At 69.8% G+C, this 20,615-nt stretch carries 21 protein-coding genes; 14 read left to right on the top strand and 7 right to left on the bottom strand.

What is annotated here, in order from left to right:
• Nucleotides 1–603 (top strand): DinB/UmuC family translesion DNA polymerase (locus AWC19_RS04090; protein WP_483869930.1); only part of this gene is annotated, 603 nt, incomplete at its 5' end.
• Here the strand turns inward: AWC19_RS04090 and AWC19_RS04085 are convergent.
• The gene (locus AWC19_RS04085; protein WP_085076815.1) at nt 568–1,497 is read right to left on the bottom strand and encodes an asparaginase; all 930 of its coding nucleotides are present in this window, start codon (nt 1,495–1,497) and stop codon (nt 568–570) included. The two genes, AWC19_RS04090 and AWC19_RS04085, sit on opposite strands and share 36 nt — an antisense overlap.
• Nucleotides 1,498–1,567: 70 nt before the next feature.
• Between AWC19_RS04085 and lspA the strand changes: the two genes are divergently transcribed.
• Together lspA and AWC19_RS04075 are read left to right on the top strand one after the other, a co-directional pair.
• A complete protein-coding gene (lspA, locus tag AWC19_RS04080; RefSeq protein ID WP_085076802.1) occupies nt 1,568–2,152 on the top strand; it encodes a signal peptidase II in 585 nt (194 codons plus the stop codon).
• Nucleotides 2,149–3,075, top strand: a complete 927-nt coding sequence (locus AWC19_RS04075; protein ID WP_085076801.1) for an RluA family pseudouridine synthase — start codon at nt 2,149–2,151, stop codon at nt 3,073–3,075. The genes lspA and AWC19_RS04075 overlap by 4 nt, the downstream gene beginning before the upstream one ends.
• Here AWC19_RS04075 and AWC19_RS04070 read toward each other — a convergent pair whose 3' ends face one another.
• The 3 genes from AWC19_RS04070 to AWC19_RS04060 all read right to left on the bottom strand — a co-directional run bounded on the left by AWC19_RS04070 (nt 3,076) and on the right by AWC19_RS04060 (nt 5,631).
• Nucleotides 3,076–3,834: a class I SAM-dependent methyltransferase gene (locus AWC19_RS04070; protein WP_085076800.1), complete on the bottom strand. Its 759-nt coding sequence runs from the start codon at nt 3,832–3,834 to the stop codon at nt 3,076–3,078.
• A 49-nt stretch (nt 3,835–3,883) separates the two neighbouring features.
• A complete protein-coding gene (locus AWC19_RS04065) occupies nt 3,884–5,137 on the bottom strand; it encodes a cytochrome P450 (protein WP_085076814.1) in 1,254 nt (417 codons plus the stop codon).
• Between the two features lie 89 nt (nt 5,138–5,226).
• Nucleotides 5,227–5,631 carry a group I truncated hemoglobin gene (locus AWC19_RS04060; RefSeq protein ID WP_085076799.1) on the bottom strand — a complete coding sequence of 135 codons (405 nt, stop codon included), beginning with the start codon at nt 5,629–5,631 and terminating at the stop codon, nt 5,227–5,229.
• A 234-nt stretch (nt 5,632–5,865) separates the two neighbouring features.
• On the opposite strand from AWC19_RS04060, the gene AWC19_RS04055 reads away from it, so the two are divergent.
• The 7 genes from AWC19_RS04055 to AWC19_RS30340 all read left to right on the top strand — a co-directional run bounded on the left by AWC19_RS04055 (nt 5,866) and on the right by AWC19_RS30340 (nt 14,574).
• On the top strand, nt 5,866–6,885 hold the full coding sequence (locus AWC19_RS04055; RefSeq protein ID WP_142280967.1) for an SDR family NAD(P)-dependent oxidoreductase: 1,020 nt from the start codon (nt 5,866–5,868) through the stop codon (nt 6,883–6,885).
• Between the two features lie 4 nt (nt 6,886–6,889).
• Nucleotides 6,890–7,693: an SDR family NAD(P)-dependent oxidoreductase gene (locus tag AWC19_RS04050; RefSeq protein ID WP_085076798.1), complete on the top strand. Its 804-nt coding sequence runs from the start codon at nt 6,890–6,892 to the stop codon at nt 7,691–7,693.
• 213 nt (nt 7,694–7,906) lie between these two features.
• On the top strand, nt 7,907–8,338 hold the full coding sequence (locus AWC19_RS04045) for a type II toxin-antitoxin system Rv0910 family toxin (RefSeq protein ID WP_085076797.1): 432 nt from the start codon (nt 7,907–7,909) through the stop codon (nt 8,336–8,338).
• A 515-nt stretch (nt 8,339–8,853) separates the two neighbouring features.
• Entirely contained in the window at nt 8,854–12,390 is a 3,537-nt protein-coding gene (gene dnaE, locus AWC19_RS04035; protein ID WP_085076795.1) for a DNA polymerase III subunit alpha, read from the top strand.
• Nucleotides 12,391–12,590: 200 nt separating this feature from the next.
• Complete coding sequence (locus tag AWC19_RS04030; RefSeq protein ID WP_142280966.1) at nt 12,591–13,031, top strand: hypothetical protein; 441 nt, start codon at nt 12,591–12,593, stop codon at nt 13,029–13,031.
• A 45-nt stretch (nt 13,032–13,076) separates the two neighbouring features.
• Nucleotides 13,077–13,532: a lipoprotein LpqH gene (locus AWC19_RS04025; protein ID WP_085076793.1), complete on the top strand. Its 456-nt coding sequence runs from the start codon at nt 13,077–13,079 to the stop codon at nt 13,530–13,532.
• A 37-nt stretch (nt 13,533–13,569) separates the two neighbouring features.
• On the top strand, nt 13,570–14,574 hold the full coding sequence (locus AWC19_RS30340) for an MAP_0585 family protein (protein ID WP_245848713.1): 1,005 nt from the start codon (nt 13,570–13,572) through the stop codon (nt 14,572–14,574).
• 34 nt (nt 14,575–14,608) lie between these two features.
• Here AWC19_RS30340 and AWC19_RS30335 read toward each other — a convergent pair whose 3' ends face one another.
• Genes AWC19_RS30335 through AWC19_RS04010 form a run of 3 tightly spaced genes read right to left on the bottom strand, consistent with a single transcriptional unit; the run spans nt 14,609 to nt 15,961 of the window.
• On the bottom strand, nt 14,609–14,953 hold the full coding sequence (locus AWC19_RS30335) for an MBL fold metallo-hydrolase (protein ID WP_245848711.1): 345 nt from the start codon (nt 14,951–14,953) through the stop codon (nt 14,609–14,611).
• The gene (locus tag AWC19_RS30330; RefSeq protein WP_245848709.1) at nt 14,928–15,512 is read right to left on the bottom strand and encodes an MBL fold metallo-hydrolase; all 585 of its coding nucleotides are present in this window, start codon (nt 15,510–15,512) and stop codon (nt 14,928–14,930) included. Before AWC19_RS30330 ends, AWC19_RS30335 begins: the two co-directional genes overlap by 26 nt.
• Nucleotides 15,509–15,961, bottom strand: coding sequence for a PPOX class F420-dependent oxidoreductase (locus tag AWC19_RS04010; RefSeq protein WP_085076792.1), 453 nt, complete (start codon nt 15,959–15,961; stop codon nt 15,509–15,511). The genes AWC19_RS30330 and AWC19_RS04010 overlap by 4 nt, the downstream gene beginning before the upstream one ends.
• Before the next feature lie 60 nt (nt 15,962–16,021).
• Here AWC19_RS04010 and AWC19_RS04005 point away from each other — a divergent pair, with 60 nt between their 5' ends.
• From AWC19_RS04005 to AWC19_RS03990, 4 genes are all read left to right on the top strand, one after another.
• Nucleotides 16,022–16,414, top strand: coding sequence for a MerR family transcriptional regulator (locus AWC19_RS04005; protein ID WP_085076791.1), 393 nt, complete (start codon nt 16,022–16,024; stop codon nt 16,412–16,414).
• Nucleotides 16,411–16,767, top strand: a complete 357-nt coding sequence (locus tag AWC19_RS04000; RefSeq protein ID WP_245848707.1) for a VOC family protein — start codon at nt 16,411–16,413, stop codon at nt 16,765–16,767. The genes AWC19_RS04005 and AWC19_RS04000 overlap by 4 nt, the downstream gene beginning before the upstream one ends.
• Before the next feature lie 110 nt (nt 16,768–16,877).
• Nucleotides 16,878–18,704, top strand: a complete 1,827-nt coding sequence (fadD11, locus tag AWC19_RS03995; protein WP_085076811.1) for a fatty acid--CoA ligase FadD11 — start codon at nt 16,878–16,880, stop codon at nt 18,702–18,704.
• Nucleotides 18,701–20,602: a lysophospholipid acyltransferase gene (locus AWC19_RS03990; protein ID WP_085076790.1), complete on the top strand. Its 1,902-nt coding sequence runs from the start codon at nt 18,701–18,703 to the stop codon at nt 20,600–20,602. Before fadD11 ends, AWC19_RS03990 begins: the two co-directional genes overlap by 4 nt.
• The last annotated feature ends 13 nt before the right edge of the window (nt 20,603–20,615 follow it).

Raw genomic sequence — 20,615 nt, 5'->3', positions numbered from 1 at the left:
TACCTGCCTCACCAGCACCGGCTGATCATCCCGCACTCCTGGCCCGAACCATCAACCGACAGTCCGAAAGGTAGGGCCGACATGAGCACGCTGACCCGCTCGGCGACCCTGCCGTACGCGACCACCGAGGCCGGCGCGCTGGTCGCGGTGGCCCGCCGGCTGCTGCTGGACCCGCGCGACATCGGGCCGATTCGCCTTCTGGGCGTGGGGTTTTCGGGCCTGAGCGACGTGCGTCAGGAGTCGCTGTTTCCGGACCTGGAGCTGGCCGGGGAGGTATCCGACGAGCAGCCCGTCGAGAGCGCGACCGAGGTCATGTTCGCGCCGGCGCAAGGGTCGTCGCCGTGGCGGGTCGGCGACGACGTCACGCACCGCGAATTCGGGCACGGCTGGGTGCAGGGCGCGGGCCACGGCGTGGTGACGGTGCGGTTCGAGACCCGCGGTTCGGGTCCCGGCCAGGCGCGGACCTTTCCCGCGGACACCGCCGACCTGGCCGGCGCCAACCCGGTCGACTCGCTGGACTGGCCGGGCTACGTCGGCGCCCTACAGGCCACCGCCCCGCCGTCAGGTCTAGCCCCAGCGGCCGATGACGTCGGCGACCGGTAACCCCGCGGCCAGTGCGGCCATCAGCAGCACCCGGGCCTGAGGCGGCCGCAGCCGCGGCACCATCACCGCGCCGGCGGCCGCCATCGCGTGTCCGGGACCGTAGCCCGCGCCGACCCGCCCGCCGGGCACCCGGGTGGACACCGCAACGACGACGCCGTCGCGGCAATGGCGGCGCACCCCGTCGACCACGGCGTCGCCGGCGTTGCCCGAACCCAACGCCTCGAGCACCAACGCCCGCGCGCCGGCGCGCACACAGGCGTCCATGGCCACCGCGTCGCTGCCCAGGTACGCCGCGACGATGTCGACGCGCGGGGCGCCCGCGGCGCCCAGATCGCCGAGGTAGGGCCGCGTCTTGGCGCCGGTCAGCGCCGCCTCGCCGCCGCGCGACGTGCCGACCAGCTCACCGGCGAAGCCGCTCAGGTCCTCGGTGGCCACCTTGTGCATGCCCAACGGCTGCAGCACCCGGCCGGCGAAACACACCAACACCCCCAGGCCGCGGGCGGCCGGGCTGGCCGCCACCGCCAGCGCGTCGCGCAGGTTTGTGGGGCCGTCGGCGTCGGGGGCGTCGGCGCTGCGCATGGCGCCGGTGAGCACGACCGGAACGTCGCCGGCGTGCGTGAGGTCGAGCCACAGCGCGGTCTCTTCCATGGTGTCGGTGCCGTGGGTGACGACGACGCCGTCGGCTCCGCCGTCGATCGCGGCCCGCACGGCGCCGCGGATGCGGTCCCAATCGGCCGGCGTCAGCTGGGAGCTGTCCAGTGCGAGCAGGTCGACGACGTCGACGTCGAGGCCGGCCGTCAGGTCCGCCCCGCTGTAGGCGGGCCGGCGCACCCCGTCGGCGCCCCTGCCGGTCGATATCGTTCCCCCGGTGGCGATGACGGTGAGGCGGGCCATGCTGGAATCATCGCGCACTCGCCAGGCGGGCTCCGGCGAGGCAGCGCCCGCATTAGGGGAAGATAGGGGGGTGCCCGAGGAACGAACAGGACCGGCCGAGCCGGCAGAGGCCGGGGACGAGCCGGCGGCCGCCGCGCCACCACGCAGGTTGCGCCTGCTGCTGTCGGTCGCGGCGGTGGTGCTGACCCTGGACGTCGTGACCAAGGTGCTCGCGGTCAAGCTGCTGCCGCCGGGCCAGCCGGTGTCGATCATCGGCGACACCGTGACCTGGACCCTGGTGCGCAATTCGGGCGCGGCGTTCTCGATGGCCACCGGCTACACCTGGGTGCTGACGCTGATCGCGACGGGTGTGGTGGTCGGCATCGTCTGGATGGGGCGGCGGCTGGTGTCGCCCTGGTGGGCGGTCGGCCTCGGGATGATCCTGGGCGGGGCGATGGGCAACCTGGTCGACCGCTTCTTCCGGGCGCCGGGCCCGCTGCGCGGCCACGTCGTCGACTTCCTGTCCGTGGGCTGGTGGCCGGTGTTCAACGTCGCCGACCCGTCGGTGGTCGGCGGCGCGATCCTGCTGGTCGTGCTGTCGATCTTCGGCTACGACTTTGACATCGTGGGCCGGCGCAAGCCGGATCTGGGGCGGCGGAAGGCCGACCAGCGTTGACGGACCGTTCGCTGCCCGTTCCCGAGGGCCTGGCGGGCATGCGCGTCGACGCCGGGCTGGCGCGCCTGCTGGGCCTGTCGCGCAGCGCCGCGGCGGCGCTCGCCGAGGACGGCGGCGTCGAGCTCGACGGCGTCCGGGCGGGCAAGTCGGACCGACTGACCGGCGGAGCGTGGCTGCACGTGCGGTTGCCGGACGCTCCGCCGCCGCTGCAGAACACGCCCATCGACATCGAGGGCATGACGATCCTGTACTCCGACGACGACATCGTCGCGGTCGACAAACCGGCGGCGGTGGCCGCGCACGCCTCGGTCGGCTGGACCGGACCCACGGTGCTCGGCGGCCTGGCCGCCGCGGGCTACCGCATCACCACGTCCGGCGTGCCCGAGCGTCAGGGCATCGTGCACCGCCTCGACGTCGGGACCTCGGGGGTGATGGTGGTGGCGCTGTCCGAACGCGCCTACACCGTGCTCAAGCGGGCGTTCAAGTACCGCACCGTCGACAAGCGCTACCACGCGCTGGTGCAGGGGCATCCCGATCCGTCCAGCGGGACGATCGACGCGCCGATCGGGCGGCACCGCGGCGGCGAGTGGAAGTTCGCCGTCACCAAGGACGGCCGGCACAGCCTTACCCACTACGACACCCTGGAAGCGTTCGTGGCCGCCAGCCTGCTCGACGTGCACCTGGAAACCGGCCGCACGCACCAGATTCGGGTGCACTTCTCGGCGCTGCACCACCCGTGCTGCGGCGACCTGGTCTACGGGGCCGATCCGACGCTGGCGAAAAGGCTTGGGCTGCAACGGCAATGGTTGCACGCGCGGTCGCTGTCCTTCGCGCACCCGGCCGACGGCAGGCGGATGGAGATCGTCAGCCCCTACCCGCGCGACCTGCAGCACGCGCTTGACGTGTTGCGCGCCGAGGGCTGATCACTCCGGCTTGCGGGCGTCGACGAGGACCCGCGTCGGGTGCGCGACGAACGACCCGTCGGCCTCGATCCGGTCGTGCAGTTCCCGCAGCCGGTCCCGATAGCGCTCCACGGTGAAATCCGGCACCGTCCACACCACCTTGCGCAGGAAGTACACGACGGCGCCGATGTCGAAGAACTCCGCGCGCAGCCGCTCCATGCGCAGGTCGACGACCTCAAAGCCGGCGCCCTCCGCCTGCTTGCGCACGGCGTCCGGGTGGAATTCGGCCCACTTTTCGGGCTGCGGGCCGATGAAGAACTCGACCAGCTCGCCCATGGTCGCGGGCCCGATGTGCTGGGCGAAGTAGGTGCCGCCCGGGCGCAGCACCCGACGAATCTCGTCCCACCACACCGAGATCGGGTGGCGCGTGGTCACCAGGTCGAACGCCTCGTCGGCGAACGGCAACGGCGGCTCGTTCCGGGTCGCGACGAGCACCACGCCGAGCGGGTGCAGGCGCTTGGTCGCCAACGCCGCGTTCGGGGGCCACGTCTCGATGGCGGCCATCGTGGGCGGGAACGGTCCGGCGCCGGAGAGGACCTCCCCGCCCCCGGTGTGGATGTCGAGCGCGGCCGACACCGTCGCCAAGCGGCGGCGCAGCAACCGCTGGTAGCCCCACGACGGCCGTTCCTCCGTCGCGCGGCCGTCGAGCCAGGAGAAGTCCCAGCCGTCGACGTTCACCGAATCGGCCTCTGAGACCAGGTCTTCGAATGTGCGGGGCATGCATTGCATTGTGCCGCCCCGACGGCCGGTCGAACGTGGCGACGTTTCCCTACCAGGCCAGCACGTCGAGAACGTCGAATTCGATGGGCAGGGTGATCGGGCCGCTCAGCGTGGTCAGCGGTTTCCAGGGCGCCGGACCGGTCCGCCGGGCGTTCGGCATGCGGTGCGCCATGATGGCCAGGGCTTCGGCGAGTTCGAGCCTGGCCAGGTTGGCGCCGAGGCAGTAGTGCATGCCGGCGCCGAACGTCTGCATGGGGGGCGCCCCCAGGCGCGTGATGTCCAGCCGCTCCGGGTCGTCGTACACCACCGGGTCGCGGTTGGCGGCGGCGGTGTTGGGGATGACCAGCGTGCCGGCGGGAATCATGACTCCCGCCAGTTCGACGTCCTCCAACGCAAGGCGTAGGGCGCCCGCGGCGATCGGTGAATGGCGCATCGTCTCCTCGACGGCGTTGGGCGCCAGTTCGGGACGCTCGCCCAGCAGTGCCCACTGGTCGGGGTGCTCGCACAGCGCGTGCACCGAGGCCGCCAACTGGTTTCGGGTGGTGTCGGTGCCGGCCATCAGCAACCCCGCCACCAACATCCGCAGCTCATCGCCGCTGAGGCGGTCGCCGTGGTCCTCGGCGCGGATGAGTTCCGAGATGAGGTCGTCGGTCAGGTCGAGGCGCCGGCGGGCGACCAAGTCGTCGATGTAGGCGTCGAGTTCGTCCCACGCCGCCAAAATGGTCGCCTCGTGCGCCGCGACGTTCCAGTCGAAGACCTTGAAAATGTCGTCGGCCCAGTCGGAGAACAGTTCCCAGTCTTCGGCCGGGGCGCCGAGCAGCGCGCAGATGATCGGGATCGGGAATTGACGGGCGATGTCGCCGACCACGTCGCAATGCCCCGAGGCCGCGTGCCGGTCGATCAGGCCGGTGATGACGTCGGCGATCGTCGCGGCCAGCCGCGCACTGGCGCGCGGCGTGAAGGCTTTGGAGACGAGCCGGCGCAGGCGGTAGTGCTCCTCGCCGTCGAGGCTGAGCAGGTTCGTGACGAATCGGTCCCACAGCGCGCCGCTCGTGATGCCTTGGGCGGCAAGGAACATGCCCCGGGGCACCCGGAATCGCGGGTCGCGCAGCACGGTGCGGACGAGTTCATAGGTCAGCAGCTCGGGCCCGTGGACGCCGATCGCGATCGGCCCACGCTCGCGGGCCTGCGCGATCAGCCGGTGCGCCTCCGCGGGATCGTCCAGGTGCTCGTAGGCCAAGGTGGGCAGCCCGGCGTCGAAGACGTTCGGGCGACTGCGGGAAGGCCTCGTGTCGAGGTTGATGCCGGTCACGACGCCATCGTTGCCCCGGCTTGGAGACGACGCGTGAGTAGTCGACTACTCGATTCTCCGAAGCGGGGCCGCGCGGCCGCTCAAACGGTCGTGGTCTCCGCCGATGCGATCTCGGGCGCCAGCGGAGCGATGGCGTCGATGATCTCGGTGACCGTCTCGGACGGCACGCCGGCGGCGGTCAGCGCGTCGGTCAGATGGCCGGCCACCAGGCCGAAGTGGTGCATGGTGATGCCGCGGCCCTGGTGCACCTGCTTCATCGGCGCACCGGTGTAGGGCTCGGGGCCGCCGAGGGCGGCCGCGAAGAACTCGACCTGCTTGCCCTTGAGGCGGTTCATGTTCGTTCCCGCGAAAAAGCCGGACAGTTGCGGGTCGGCGAGCACGCGAACGTAGAAGTCTTCCACCACGGCTTCGAGGGCCTCGTGCCCGCCGATCCGCTCGTAGATGGTGGCCGGCTCGGGCTTGCGGAAGCGCGCCATGATTTTCATGACGTCGATTGGAACACCGGAGGTTTGCCTGTCAGTTAGTGCGTGGTCACGCACGGATTGCCGTGTGTAACAAGCGGATTGCGCTTGCGTAACCGCGTGGTGGGTCGCCGCGTGAGGCGCGGGCCCGGTTCACTTGCCCGCAATGTGCATCCGGTGGCCACACCGATGGCCTAGGTTAGGTTTTATGACCCACGTCACAAAGTCCACGGGGGACGAACATCGAGGGGGAGACCGGTGAATCTCATTGGCGACTTGACGAGCTTGGTGGAAAAGCCGATCGCGGCGGTCTCCAACATGATCAACACCCCGAACTCGGCCGGGCGATACCGGCCGTTCTATTTCAGGAATCTGCTCGACGTGGTGCAGGGCCGCACGCTCAGCGACGCGGTGCAGGGCAAGACGATCCTCATCACCGGCGGCTCGTCGGGCATCGGGGAGGCCGCCGCCAAGAAGATCGCCGAGGCCGGTGGCGCGGTGGTCCTGGTCGCCCGCACCCGAGAGAACCTCGAGAAGGTCGCCGACGAGGTCCGCGGGGAAGGCGGCACCGCCCACATCTATCCCTGCGACCTGACCGACATGGACGCCATCGCCTCGATGGCCGACCGGGTGCTCGACGACCTCGGCGGCGTGGACATCCTGATCAATAACGCGGGGAAGTCCATCCGGCGCTCGCTGGAGCTGTCCTACGACCGCATCCACGACTACCAGCGGACCATGCAGCTGAACTACCTCGGCGCGGTCCAGCTCATCCTCAAGTTCATTCCGGGCATGCGCGAGCGGCGCTTCGGGCACATCGTCAACGTCTCCTCGGTGGGCGTGCAGACGCGCGCGCCGCGCTTCGGCGCCTACATCGCCAGCAAGGCCGCGCTGGACAGCCTCTGTGACGCGGTGCAGGCCGAGGTCGTGAACGACAACGTCAAATTCACCACCGTGCACATGGCGCTGGTGCGCACGCCGATGATCAGTCCGACCACGATGTACGACAAGTTCCCGGCGCTGACGCCGGATCAGGCGGCCGGTGTGATCGCCGACGCCATCGTGCACCGGCCCCGGCGCGCGAGCTCGCCGTTCGGGCAGTTCGCGGCCGTCGCCGACGCCGTCAACCCGGCGGTCATGGACCGGCTGCGCAACCGCGCGTTCGAGATGTTCGAAGACTCCGATGCGGCCAAGGGTGCCGAATCCGCCAGCGACGGAAAGCCTTTCGACAAACGAAGCGAGACGTTCGTGCGGGCCACTCGCGGAATCCATTGGTGACGCCATGAGCCTGCCGAAACCCGACATGGGCACCACCGTCGTCATCACCGGCGCCTCCTCGGGCATCGGCGCCGAGCTGGCCCGCGGACTCGCCCGCCGCGGCTTTCCGCTGCTGCTGGTCGCGCGGCGCCGCGAGCGCCTCGACCAACTCGCCAACGAGGTGGGCGCTGAGCACTCGGTGGCGGTGGAGGTGCTACCGCTGGATCTCAGCGACAAGAAGGCCCGCGCCAAATTGGCGGACCGGCTGGCCGCCGAACCGATCGCCGGCCTGTGCAACAGCGCCGGTTTCGGCACCAGCGGGGTGTTCCACACGCTGCCGCGGGAGCGCGAAAGCGAAGAGGTGGTGCTGAACGCGCTGGCGTTGATGGAGCTCACTCACGCCGTCCTGCCCGGCATGGTCGAGCGCGGCGCTGGGTCGGTGATGAATATCGCCTCCATCGCCGGGTTCCAGCCGATGCCCTACATGGCGGTGTATTCGGCCACCAAGGCGTTCGTGCAGACCTTCTCCGAGGCCGTGCACGAGGAGCTGCACGGCACGGGCGTGTCGGTCACGGTGCTGTGCCCGGGGCCGGTCCCGACCGAGTGGGCCGAGATCGCCAACGCCGAGCGGTTCAGCGTTCCGCTCGCGCAGGTCTCGCCGCACGACGTGGCCGAGGCGGCCATCGGCGGAATGCTCGCCGGCAAACGCAGCGTGGTGCCCGGGCTGGTGCCCAAGGTCGTCAGCACCGGCGGCCGGTTCGTGCCGCGCAGCCTGCTGCTGCCGGGCATCCGGATCGGCAACCGGTTCCGCGGGGGGCCCAGCCGCTGAGGTTCTTTGCGGTTTATTTGGGGGGCTTTTGTGTGTGAGCCTGTGGCGGCGACTGTGAGCCTGTGGCTTTTGGTGTGAGCCTGTGGCGGGAAATTCGGCCGAATCCGCGCCCTGGACTCACACGCAAAGCCCTGGACTCACACGCAGCGCCCTGAATTCACACGCCAAGCCCTGAATTCACACGCCAAGACGACCGGCGGCTACGTTTGCGTCATGGCCTGCGTCGACATGACCACCGACATGCCGATGACCCCGCAGGACATGTGGGATCACGTGTCGGACCTGTCCGAGCTGGGTGATTGGCTCGTCATGCACGAGGGGTGGCGCAGTGAGCTGCCCGACGAGATCACCGAGGGCACGCAGATCGTGGGCGTGGCGCGGTCCAAGGGGTTGCGCAACCGGGTGACCTGGACGGTGACGAAATGGGACCCGCCGCACGAGGTCGCGATGGAAGGATCCGGCAAGGGCGGGGCGAAATACGCCGTCCGGCTCACCGTTCGGCCCACCAAAGACGGCTCTACCCTTGGTCTTCGGCTCGAGCTGGGAGGTCGGCCGCTGTTCGGTCCGGTGGGTGCGGCGGCGGCCCGGGCGGTCAAGGGTGACGTCCAGAAGTCGCTGCAGCAGTTTGTGGAGCTGTACTCCTAGGCGGACCGTCGAGCGCGGCCCGTGGGCCCGAAGCGTCGTGCTGGGCGCGCGCGGCCGCGCCCGAAGTCGTCGACGTTCGCGGTCGAAGCTGCGACTAGCACCATCGACCGCGTGAGTGGAGAGGCAATTGAAAAGTCCTTCACCAGTTGGCCTTTCGGTGCCTGACCGCCCACCCGGGTCGAGCCGGGAATGACGAGATACCCGGGCAGCAGGTCCCCAAGCTCGTCGGTGACGGCGACGGCCTCCCTAAGGGCCGGGTGGCACGAGCACGCGCGGGCGGTGCCGGCCTCCCTAAGGGCCGTCCCGGCACCGGCCTCGCCGCCCCGCAGCAGGCGCAGCGTCACCGCGAGCGGCCCGGCCTCGCGCCGCGACCCCGGTGACGGCGCCCCGCAGGGGTCGGCGGCTGGGTCCTAGCCATCGAACCGCCGCCTTCGCGGCGGCTTTGCAACCGACTTTGAGACACACTCGGCGACACGCCGAATTGCGTCGGTGCCCGGTCATAGACTGGCGTCCCTATGAATCAGTCGTCCTTCGTGCACCTGCATAACCACACCGAGTACTCGATGCTGGACGGTGCGGCGAAGATCACGCCCATGCTCGCCGAGGTCGAACGGCTGGGCATGCCCGCGGTCGGCATGACCGACCACGGGAACATGTTCGGGGCGAGCGAGTTCTACAACGCCGCGACCAAGGCCGGGATCAAGCCGATCATCGGGGTGGAGGCCTACATCGCGCCCGGCTCGCGGTTCGACACGCGCCGGGTCAGCTGGGGGGACCCGAGCCAAAAGGCCGACGACGTCTCCGGAAGCGGCTCCTACACGCACCTGACCATGCTGGCCGAGAACGCCGTCGGCCTGCGCAACCTGTTCAAGCTGTCCTCGCTGGCCTCCTTCGAGGGCCAGCTGAGCAAGTGGGCGCGCATGGACGCCGAACTCATCGCCGAGCACGCCGAGGGCATCATCATCACCACCGGCTGCCCGTCGGGGGAGGTGCAGACCCGGCTGCGCCTGGGCCAGGACCGCGAGGCGCTGGAGGCGGCCGCCAAGTGGCGCGAGATCGTCGGGCCCGACAACTACTTCCTGGAGTTGATGGACCACGGGCTCACCATCGAACGGCGCGTTCGCGAGGGGCTGCTCCAGATCGGCCGCACGCTGGGCATCCGCCCGCTGGCCACCAACGACTGCCACTACGTCACGCGCGACGCCGCCCACAACCACGAGGCGCTGCTGTGCGTGCAGACCGGCAAGACCCTGTCGGACCCCAACCGCTTCAAATTCGACGGCGACGGCTATTACCTCAAGTCGGCCGCCGAGATGCGACAGATCTGGGACGACGAAGTGCCCGGCGCGTGCGACTCGACGTTGCTGATCGCCGAGCGGGTGCAGTCCTACGCCGACGTGTGGGAGCCGCGCGACCGGATGCCGGTCTTCCCGGTGCCCGAGGGCCACGACCAGGCGTCGTGGCTGCGGCACGAGGTGGACGCCGGGCTGCGGCGGCGGTTCCCCGACGGCCCGCCCGCGGGTTACGCCGAGCGGGCGGCCTACGAGATCGGCGTCATCTGCGACAAGGGGTTCCCGTCCTACTTCCTGATCGTGGCCGACCTGATCAACTACGCGCGGTCGGTGGGCATCCGCGTCGGGCCGGGGCGGGGCTCGGCGGCCGGATCGCTGGTCGCCTACGCGCTGGGCATCACCGACATCGACCCGATCCCGCACGGCCTGCTGTTCGAGCGGTTCCTCAACCCCGAGCGGACGTCGATGCCCGACATCGACATCGACTTCGACGACCGCCGCCGCGGCGAGATGGTGCGCTACGCCGCGGACAAGTGGGGCCAGGACCGGGTGGCCCAGGTGATCACCTTCGGCACAATCAAAACCAAAGCGGCGCTAAAGGATTCGGCCCGCATCCACTACGGCCAGCCCGGGTTCGCCATCGCCGACCGGATCACCAAGGCGTTGCCGCCGCCGATCATGGCCAAGGACATTCCGCTGTCGGGCATCACCGACCCGAGCCACGAGCGCTACAAGGAAGCCGCCGAGGTCCGCGGCCTGATCGAGACCGACCCGGACGTGCGCACCATCTACCAGACGGCGCGCGGGCTGGAGGGCCTGATCCGCAACGCCGGCGTGCACGCCTGCGCGGTGATCATGAGCAGCGAGCCGCTGACGGAGGCCATCCCACTGTGGAAGCGCCCGCAGGACGGGGCCATCATCACCGGCTGGGACTACCCGTCCTGCGAGGCCATCGGCCTGCTGAAGATGGACTTCTTGGGCCTGCGCAACCTGACGATCATCGGCGACGCGATCGAAAACATCAAGGCCAACAGGGGAATCGACCTCGACCTGGAGTCGGTGCCGCTGGACGACAAGGCCACCTACGAGCTGCTCGGCCGCGGCGACACGCTGGGCGTGTTCCAGCTCGACGGCGGGCCGATGCGCGACCTGCTGCGCCGCATGCAGCCGACGGGGTTCGAGGACGTGGTGGCCGTCATCGCGCTGTACCGCCCGGGCCCGATGGGCATGAACGCCCACAACGACTACGCCGACCGCAAGAACGGCCGGCAGGCCATCAAGCCGATCCACCCCGAGCTCGAGGAACCGCTGCGCGAGATCCTCGCCGAGACCTACGGCCTGATCGTGTATCAGGAGCAGATCATGCGCATCGCGCAGAAGGTGGCGAGCTACTCGCTGGCCCGAGCCGACATTCTGCGTAAGGCGATGGGCAAAAAGAAGCGCGAGGTGCTGGAGAAGGAGTTCGAGGGTTTCTCCGACGGCATGAAGGCCAACGGGTTTTCGGCCGGCGCCATCAAGGCGTTGTGGGACACCATCCTTCCGTTCGCCGACTACGCCTTCAACAAGTCGCATGCCGCGGGCTACGGCCTGGTCTCCTACTGGACCGCCTACCTCAAGGCCAACTACCCCGCCGAGTACATGGCCGGGCTGCTCACCTCCGTCGGCGACGACAAGGACAAGGCGGCCGTCTACCTCGCCGACTGCCGCAAGCTGGGCATCACCGTGCTGCCGCCGGACGTCAACGAGTCGGGGCTGAACTTCGCCTCGGTGGGCCCCGACATTCGCTACGGGTTGGGCGCGGTGCGCAACGTCGGCGCCAACGTGGTCAGCTCGCTGATCCAAACCCGCAACGCCAAGGGCAAATTCACCGATTTCTCGGACTATCTGAACAAGATCGACATCTCGGCCTGCAACAAGAAGGTCACCGAGTCGCTGATCAAGGCGGGCGCGTTCGATTCGCTGGGCCACGCCCGCAAGGGGCTCTTTCTGGTCCACACCGACGCCGTCGACTCGGTGCTGGGCACCAAGAAGGCCGAGGCGATGGGCCAATTCGATTTGTTCGGCGGCTCCGACGGCGAGGCCCCCGACGCGGTGTTCACCATCAAGGTGCCCGACGACGAGTGGGAGGACAAGCACAAGCTCGCCCTGGAACGCGAGATGCTGGGGCTGTACGTGTCCGGGCACCCGCTCAACCGGGTGGCGCACCTGCTCGCGGCCCAGGTCGACACCGCGATCCCGGCGATCCTGGACGGCGACATCCCCAACGACACCCAGGTGCGGGTGGGCGGCATCCTGGCGTCGGTGAACCGGCGGGTCAACAAGAACGGGATGCCTTGGGCGTCAGCGCAATTGGAAGACCTCACCGGCGGCATCGAGGTGATGTTCTTTCCGCACGCGTATTCCACGTTCGGCGCCGACATCGTCGACGACGCGGTGGTGCTGATCAACGCCAAGGTGGCGATCCGCGACGACCGGATCGCCCTGATCGCCAACGAGCTTGTGGTGCCGGACTTTTCCAACGCCCAACCGGACCGGCCGCTGGCGGTCAGCATGCCGACGCGGCAGTGCACCTTCGACAAGGTCAGCGCGCTCAAGCAGGTGCTGGCGCGCCACCCCGGAACCTCCCAGGTGCATCTGCGGCTCATCAGCGGCGACCGGATCACCACCCTCGAGCTGGACGCCTCGCTGCGGGTCACTCCCTCGCCGGCGCTGATGGGCGACCTCAAAGAGCTGCTCGGCCCCGGCTGCCTGGGCGTCTAGCGCTCACTCCGCCGATCCGGCGGCCGCACGTTTACGAATCCGGCCGGCCAAAGTGTAGGGAAATCCCTAATTGATTCGGTGGCCCTGCGGGGCGTTTGCTGAAGTCACCGCGCGGTCGGCGGTCGCCTCATCGACCACGACGGACGAGCGACACATCGGCACGACTGCGTGCCGGTGCGGTCGCGTTTGAAAGGAACGCAATGTCAACGAATTCGCCTCTGCGCGGCCTCGTGCGTACCGGCACCGGCGGGTGGCGCGGCGCGACCGCGACCCTACGGCGCGGCGCCGCGGCGGGTCTGTTCGCGACCGTTGCCATCGCGGCGGCCCCGGCGATGTTGCCAGCGGCCCAAGCCAATCCGGGGCAACACACCGTCGTGTACCGGATCCTCGGCGGCGGTGACGTGTTCTCCGTCATCCCCGACCCCGGAACCCCGGTCTATCCGTCGAGCACTACGACCTGGGTTTCGACTCCCTGGTCGCAGACCGTGCAGGTCACCGGAAACCCGTACCTCGCGTTGAACTACACCGACAAAGACGGTGGTCCGCACGACTGCACGATCGAGGTGGATGGCCACCGCGTCGCGCTCACCGAACACACGACCGGTAGGTGCGCCTACCAGATTCCGGGCCCCGCGCAGTAACGCGCCGGCGACTCCAAGACGACTGCAACGCGAAGGAGCACAGCGGTGAAGCATCGAATCGTGGTCGGCATCGCCGGCTTGGCCGTCGTGGTCGCGGGATGCGCGGGCTGTTCCAAGTCGAACAAGCAAGCGTCGAACCCGCCGGCACCCGCTGGACCGCAGGTCATCGTCGACGGCAAGAGCCAAAACGTCAGCGGTCCGGTCACCTGCAACCCGGGCGACAACAAGATCACCATCGGCATCGGCGACCCGGCCAACGGCGTCGGCGCGGTGCTCAGCACCGACAACCCGCCCATCGTTCACGCGGTCGGGCTGGGCACCGTCGACGGCATCACGCTCGGTTACTCCGACGCCGCGCCGGGTCAGGGCGGGGCCGCCGGAGCCGCGGCAAGCGGCAAGTCATACCAGATCAAGGGCACCGCGACCGGCGCCGATGCGCGCAACCCGCAGCAGCCGCAACCGGTGACCAAGCCATTCGAATTGGACGTGACCTGCCCCTAAGGGTTGCGCGCACGGATCCCGAGAGGGGACGAAACCGATGTCTATGAAACACCTCGCCGCAGCAGCGGGCGTCGCCGCGGGCCTGGGCTTGTCAGTGGCGGGGGTCAACGCGGGGCTCGCCGGCTCCACCCCGCCGCTGGACCCCTGCCCCAGCTGGCAAAAGAGCTGCGCCCCCGGTCCGAACCCCAACCCGACACCCGCTCCCGGTTACGGGGGCACCGGGCCCGTGCCGCCGCCCGGGTCGAGCGTTCCCGGGGCCGGTCCCAAGCCGACGACCGCGCTGCCGCGGAGCACGACGCCGGTTCCGACCACCGCGCCGCCGCGGAGCACGACGCCGGCTCCGACGACGACCTCGCAGTGGAGCGGTCCGACGACGACGTCGCAGTGGAGCGGTCCGACCACGACGTCGCAGTGGAGCGGTCCGACGCCGACGACCTCGCAGTGGAGCGGTCCCGGGCCGACCACCTCGATACCGGTCTCGTGCGCGAGCTGGTATCCGAACTGCACCACCACTAACCCCGGGCCCAACCCGACCTCCGCCCCCGGTTACGGCGGCGCCGGTTCGACGCCGCCCTCGGCGCCGTGGGGCAACGGGCCCCGGCCGACCGACCGCCCAATCCTCAACGCGCCGAACTATCAGCCCCCGCATCCGCCGTACTATCCGCCGCGCGGTCCCATCTTGCGCGGGTCACCGCAAGTCGGTGGTCCGGTCGACGCGCCGGGCGGCTTCTACGGGTGGGGTCAGGGAGTGCCGCCCCCGCCGCCTCCGCCGCGGCCGAACGGCTACGGCTGGAACGACGGGTCGGCCCCCGGCCACCCGCCGCCGAACTGGGAAGGCCCACCGCCTTCCGGTGGCTGGAACGGGCCGCCGCCTCCCGGTGGTTGGAACCGCCCGTGGGTCGGGCCGCCGGTTGACGCGAGCTACGGACAGCGCTACTTCGCACCGTTCACCTACAACACCTACACCGTCCTGCCAATCTTCAACTGGCAGTACGGGGGCTGGGGCTACTGGTTCGACGGAGTGTGGATCCCGCTGTACTGACACCTAGCCGCGAGCGTGCGCAGATGTACGGGCGTTACGGCGTGTCGCCGTGCAGGCGCGCACGCTCGCGGTGCAGGGGCAGTGCCGCCTGATGGTCGTGCGTCGGGATGATCGACACGATGTGCCGCGCCCGGTGCAGGCGATGCAGCGTTCGGAACGTTTCGTCGCGGTCCTCGTCGACGAAAACGCCTGGATAGCTTGACTTTTGGCGGACCTTGTCGATCTGCAACGTGTGCCACGCCGCGTCGCCGGCGATCAGAAGCCATCCCCGGCGGGTGTGGGCGAGCACGCCGACGCTGCCCGGGGTGTGGCCCGCCAAATCCACCAAAACGACCGCGCCGTCGCCAAAAAGGTCATGGCTGGCGGCGAATGTCAGCACCGGCGGTCCGTCGAGGTCGTATTCGGTGACCCGCCGGTCGCGCAACGAGTCGCGGACGCCGCCGACCGGGGCGACGGGACACGTGATCCCAGTGCGCGTGGGTGGGCACGGCGAAATCCAGCCGCGGCCTTTCGGGCAGCCGGTTCAGCGCCGTGACGGTGGGAATGGTGGCGGCGGGCGGGCGCACCGCGACCCGCAGCGCCGCGGGAAGCTGGGCGATCGCGCGGTGCTGGACGTCCGTGCACACCGCTGGATCGACGATGAACGTCGCCTCGGGGTGCTCGACGACGAACGAGGTCAGCGAATTCTCGACGCGGGCCGGTGCGAACGTCCCCTCGACGACGGTGGCGGTCGGCACCGGGCGCGGCACCTGCGGCAGCGCGGTGACCGTCACGGTGTGGCGGGCATCCGGCAGGCCGGCGTCGGCGATGCCGCGGAGGAACCGCTCGTCGGGCCGCCTCGGCCGCACCAGGCCGCGGGCCAATCCCGCTGCCGCCGAACAGCATTGGGAAATGCTGGGGGAGCGGACCGGGTCGGGCCGCGCGGTCGTCTGCGTCATGGCAGGTCCACCCGGACGATGGCGCTGTCGGGCCACACGCCGCGATCGCGGGCGCGCCGAAGCTTCTCGCGGGCGCACAGGTCCTGGTGCACGTTGGTCACGCCGGGGACCTTGATCAGCGGCACGATGTTCCACTGCCAGCCGTATCGCCGGTGCAACAGGCGGTTGGCCCGCTCCGCGTCGTGCCCCGCCAGGACGGTGGCGCGGCCGGCCACCCACGACGCGGCGGCGCCGGGCCGAACCCGGCCGCGGTAGTCGCATGCGGTCAGTTCGACGTCGGGGCGCGCCGCCAGCCGCCTGGTCTTCGGCCCGACCTTGGTGCGCAACAGCAGCGCGTCACCGTCCAGCCCGAACCAGACCGGGGTGTCCACGGGTGTGCCGTCGGGGCGGAACGACCGCAGCAGGGCGTAGCGGGCGCCGCGCAGTTCCTCGAACGAATGTCTGTGCATGCCCCCAGTCAACGACTTAGAGTTAGCTCTAAGTCAAGCATCGAATCCCGGGGAGGCCCGATGGCCGCAGGCCTGACGATCGGCGAGGTTTCGCGGCGCGCCGGCGTCGCGGCCACGGCCCTGCGCTACTACGAGCAGATCGGCCTGATCGCGGCACCGGCGCGGGTGGGCGGACAGCGACGCTACGACGAATCGGTGCTGGCCCGGCTCGAGGTGATCGGCCTGTGCAAGTCCGCCGGGTTCGCGCTCGAGGAGATCCAGATGCTGTTCGCCGACGACGCGCCGGGGCGGCCGGCCAGCCGCGCCCTGGCGAAGGCCAAGCTCGCCGAGATCGACGCGCAGATGGAGTCACTGGCCCGCGCCCGGGCCGTCATCGAATGGGGCATGCGCTGCACGTGTCCCTCGATCGACGCCTGCACGTGCGGCATCCACGTCCCCAAGGCGAAGCCATGACCCAGCAACAATCCATTGCCGCGCAGAACTTCTCGCGTGTCCGCGGGGGCGTCTCCGACGTCGAACTCGGCGGGGCCGGGCTGGACGCGGTGACCGGCGGGTCCGCCCAGCGGGGGCGGCGGGCTGATCGGTGGTGCGATGGTCGAGCTGCTCTCGCTGGGCGCCGTGCCCGAGCGCCCGAGTGCCGGAGCGGGCCGCAGCCGGGCTACACCAACATCCCGTTCCAGGTCGACGACCTCGACGCCGCGTACGACGCCGTCCGGCGCCAGCATCCCGACGTGCGCGCGGAGCCGCCCGTCGACCTCGGGGGAGCGCGGACGTTTTTCATCCATGATCCCTGCCCGACGGCGTGACGAGCACGGTGCAGTTGTGGCGCCCGGATGCCGGTGACGTGTTCCGCGCCACCACCCGCGGACGTACGCTCACCAAGGGCAGTGCTCACCCGGCGCCGAGGAGAACGCAGATGACGACAGCCGATCGTCCGACCACCATGTGCGAGGCGTTCCAGCGCACCGCGTCGATCGACCCGGAGGCCGTCGCGCTCCGAACGCCCGGGGGCACCGAGGCTTTGACGTGGCGCGACTACGCGGCGCGGGTCCGCAAGGTCGCGGCCGGCCTGGCGGGGTTGGGGGTGCGCCGCGGCGACACGGTGTCGCTGATGATGGCCAACCGGATCGAGTTCTACCCGCTCGAGGTGGGCGCCCAACACCTCGGCGCCACTTCGTTTTCCGTGTACAACACGCTGCCCGCCGAGCAGTTGACGTACCTGTTCGGCAACGCCGGCACCAAGGTCGCGATCTGCGAGGAGCAGTACGTCGATCGCATCCGGGCCAGCGGCGCGCCGATCGAGCACATCGTGTGCGTCGACGGCTCGCCGCCCGGCACCATCTCGCTGGACGAGCTGTATGCCGCCGCGCGGGCGGACTTCGACTTCGAGTCGGCGTGGCGGGCGGTGCAACCCGACGACATCGTCACCCTGATCTACACGTCCGGCACCACCGGAAACCCCAAGGGCGTGGAGATGACCCACGCCCACCTGCTGTTCGAGGGATACGCCCTCGACGCCGTCTTGGGCATCCGGTTCGGCGACCGCGGCACGTCGTTCCTGCCGTCGGCGCACATCGCCGACCGGATGTGCTGTTTGTACCTGCAGGAGATGTTCGGCACCCAGGTCACCGTCGTCTCCGACGCGCGCGCGATCGCCGCGGCGCTGCCCGACGTGCGCCCGACCGTGTGGGGCGCGGTGCCCCGGGTATGGGAAAAGCTGAAGGCGGCAATCGAATTCACAGTCAGCCACGAGACCGACGAGGTCAAGCGGCAGGCGCTGGACTGGGCGCTGTCGGTGGCCGCAAAGCGCGCCGACGCCGAGCTGGCCGGGGAAGCCATGCCCGACAACGTCGCGGCCGAATGGGCCAGGGCCGACGAATTGGTGCTGTCGAAGCTGCGCGAGCGGCTCGGCTTCGCCGAGCTCCGCTGGGCCATTTCCGGCGCGGCGCCCATCCCGAAGGAGACCCTGGCGTTTTTCGTCGGCATCGGCATCCCGATCGCCGAGGTGTGGGGCATGTCGGAGCTGAGCTGCGTGGCCAGCGTCAGCCATCCCCGCGATGCGCGCCTGGGCACCGTCGGCAAGCTGCTTCCCGGGTTGGAGGGCAAGGTCGCCGAGGACGGCGAGTTTCTGGTGCGCGGCCCGCTGGTGATGAAGGGCTACCGCAAGGAGCCGGCGAAGACCGCGGAGGCGATCGACGCCGATGGCTGGCTGCACACCGGCGACATCCTCGATATCGATGAGGACGGCTACCTGTGCGTGGTCGACCGCAAGAAGGAGCTGATCATCAACGCGGCCGGAAAGAACATGTCCCCGGCCAACATCGAGAACGCCATCCTGGCGGCGTGCCCGATGGTGGGCGTCGCGATGGCGATCGGCGACGGGCGGCCCTACAACACCGCGCTGATGGTCTTCGACGCCGACTCGGTCGGCCCGTACGCGGCCCAGCGGGGCCTTGCGGACTCCTCGCCGGCGGCGCTGGCGTCCGACCCCGAGGTGATCGCCCGCATCGCCGCCGGCGTGGCCGAGGGCAACGCCAAACTTTCTCGGGTGGAACAGATCAAGCGCTTCCGGATCCTGCCGACGCTGTGGGAGCCCGGCGGCGACGAGATCACGCTGACGATGAAGCTCAAGCGCAAACCGATCATGGCGAAGTACGCCCACGAGATCGAGGAGCTCTATTCCGACGAGCTGCACCCGGACGTTCACGAGCCGTCCGAATCGGCGACGGTGCAGCCGGCGTGAGCGGGGGACTGGCGGGGACCGCGCGCGAGATCGGTCGCATGGGGGTGCGAAAGCTGTTGCAGCGCACCGGCTTCGTCGCCGGATCGAGCGGGCCGTTGCCCACCGACCGGCCCGAGGTGGTCCAGCTGCTGGCGACACCGTGGTATGACGAGCGGCTGATGAAGCTGGCCGCCGAGCTCGGCCGCGACCCCGACAGCGTGCGCGCCGAGGCCGTGAGCTACCTGCGCGAGATGGCCCCGTCGCTGGACGAGCGGGCCGTCCGGGCCTGGCGCAGCTTTTCCTGCTGGCTGATGCGGGCCTACGACATCCTGGTCGACGAGGACCAAATCGCGCAGCTGCGCAGGCTGGACCGCAAAGCCACGCTGGCCTTTGCCTTTTCGCACCGCTCCTACCTGGACGGCATGCTGCTGCCGGAAGTCATTCAGGCCAACCGGGTTTCGCCGACCCTCACCTTCGGCGGCGCGAACCTGAACTTCTTTCCGATGGGCGCCTGGGCCAAGCGCACCGGCACCATCTTCATCCGGCGCCAGACGAAGGACATCCCCGTATACCGGTTCGCGTTGCGCGCCTACGCCGCGCAGCTGGTGCAAAACCACGCCAACCTGGCCTGGTCGATCGAAGGCGGGCGGACCAGGACGGGCAAGCTGCGGCCTCCGGTGTTCGGCATCCTGCGCTACATCACCGACGCCGTCGACGAAATCGAGGGCCCCGAGGTGTATTTGGTGCCGACCTCCATCGTGTACGACCAGCTGCACGAGGTGGAGGCAATGACCACCGAGGCCTACGGCGCCACAAAGCGGCCCGAGGACTTCCGCTTCCTGATCCGGCTGGCGCGCCAGCAGGGCGAGCGGCTCGGCCGCGCCTATCTCGACTTCGGTGAACCGCTGCCGCTGCGCAAGCGCCTCGAGGAGTTGCGCGCCGAGGAGTCGGGAACCGGGACCGAGATCGAGCGCATCGCGCTGGACGTCGAGCACCGCATCAACCGCGCCACCCCGGTCACGCCGACGGCGGTGGTGAGCCTGGCGCTGCTGGGCGCCGACCGCTCGTTGTCGCTCAACGAGGTGCTGGCCACGGTGCGGCCGCTGGCGTGCTACATCGCGGCGCGCAACTGGAGCGTGGCCGGCGCCGCGGACCTGACCAATCGCTCGACGATCCGCTGGACGCTGCACCAGCTCGTGGCCTCCGGCGTGGTCAGCGTGTATGACGCCGGCACCGAACCGGTTTGGGGCACCGGGGTCGACCAGCACCTGGTGGCGGCGTTCTACCGCAACACCGCGATCCACATCCTGGTCGACCGGGGCATCGCCGAGACGGCGCTGCTGGCCGCCGCCGAGATCGCTGAAACGTCCGCCGACGGCTCGGTGCTGCCGGCCATGGTCCGCGACGAGGCGCTGCGCCTGCGCGAGCTGTTGAAGTTCGAGTTCCTGTTCTCCGCCCGCGCGCAGTTCGAAAAGGACCTCGCCGACGAGGTGCAACTGATCGGGCCGGCGGACGACCCCGTGGACACCACCAAGGCCGCCAGCGCGGCCGCCGTGCGGCGGCTGCTGGAGCGCGCCGATCTGCTGCTGGCGCACCTGGTGCTGCGGCCGTTCCTGGACGCCTACCACATCGTCGCCGACCGGCTGGCCGAGCTGGAGGACGAATCCTTCGACGAGGACGCCTTTCTCACCGAGTGCCTCGAGGTGGGCAAGCAGTGGGAGCTGCAGCGCCGGATCGCCAACGCCGAGTCGCGCTCGATGGAACTGTTCAAGACCGCGCTGCGGCTCGCCCATCACCGTGAGCTGGTCGACGGCTTCGGGGACCCGGACATTGCCCGGCGCCGGCGCGAGTTCGCCGACGAGATCGCCACGGCGATCCGGCGGGTCAACGCGATCGCGGAGCTGGCCAGGGCCCGGTAATCGGCCGGGCGCG

Origin of the sequence: Mycobacterium palustre, assembly GCF_002101785.1 — a bacterium.
GTDB classification, from domain to species: domain Bacteria; phylum Actinomycetota; class Actinomycetes; order Mycobacteriales; family Mycobacteriaceae; genus Mycobacterium; species Mycobacterium palustre.
This window is presented reverse-complemented; position numbering and strand designations above follow the sequence as displayed.